At 68.0% G+C, this 1,019-nt stretch carries 2 protein-coding genes; both read left to right on the forward strand.

Features of this window, described 5'->3' with window-relative positions:
• The coding region (locus ACLJK8_RS22675; protein ID WP_413152672.1) for a Mu transposase domain-containing protein at positions 1-708 on the forward strand (708 nt) is incomplete at its 5' end.
• The coding region (locus ACLJK8_RS22680; protein WP_413152673.1) for an ATP-binding protein at positions 708-1,019 on the forward strand (312 nt) is incomplete at its 3' end. The genes ACLJK8_RS22675 and ACLJK8_RS22680, both read left to right, overlap by 1 nt.

The following is a 1,019-nucleotide window of genomic DNA, read 5'->3' on the forward strand; positions in this document are numbered from 1 at the left end:
GCGTGGCTGCTCGACCGCTGCCTGGAGCATGCCCGCGCCCACCGGCATCCCGAGCTTCGGGATCGCACCGTCGCCGACGTATTCGAGGATGAGAAGCCCGCGCTGATGCGCTTGCCGGCGGTTGTGTTCGACGGTTTCCACGCCGTTCCCGCCTCGGTCTCGAAGACGCTGCTCGTGCGGTTCGATTACAACAAGTATTCGGTGGCCGCGCGCGCTCTCGGGCGGCCGGTCGAGGTCCAGGCCGATGCCGACCGCGTCGTCATCCGTCAGGGCGACGATATCGTCGCCGAGCATGTCCGGCGGTTCGGCCGCGAGCGGACCGTCTACGATCCCTGGCACTATGTGCCTGTACCGGCGAAGAAACCCGGGGCGCTGAGGAATGGAGCGCCATTCAAGCAGCTCGCGCTCCCGCCCTCGCTGGAACGGTTGCGCGGCCGCCTGCGCGGCAGTGACGACGGCGACCGCCAGATGGTGAGGATTCTGATCGCGGCGACGATCGACGGCCTGGAGGCGCTCGAAGCGGCCGCCGCCGAGGCACTGGCCCAGGGGGTCACCAGCGCCGATGTCGTGCTCAACATTCTCGCCCGGGCTCGATCGGCGCCGATCGAGCCCAGTATCGCCACGCCCGAGCATCCGAGGCTCAGCATCGAGCCAGCCGCCGACGCGGCGCGCCACGACCAGCTGCTGTCGGCCCGGAAGGCGGCGTGATGATGGAGCGACACGAGATCCTCGGCCTGATGGCCGAACTCAAGCTCGGCGGCATGCGCCATGCCTACGACGAGGTGGTCGCCGACGCCCTCAAACGCCAGCATCCCATCCAACACGTTCTCGGCGATCCGCTCACGGCCGAGATCGCCGAGAAGCATGCTCGCTCGATCAAGTATCAGATGACCGCGTCCAAGCCGCCGCTGGCGCGCGAGATCGACGCCTTCGAGTTTACCGGCACGCCGATCAACGAAGGACTGGTCCGGGATCTCGCCACGGGCGGTTTCCTTGCCAGCCAGCGCAACGTCGTCCTG

Source organism: Amaricoccus sp. W119, assembly GCF_047275745.1.
Lineage (GTDB): Bacteria > Pseudomonadota > Alphaproteobacteria > Rhodobacterales > Rhodobacteraceae > Amaricoccus.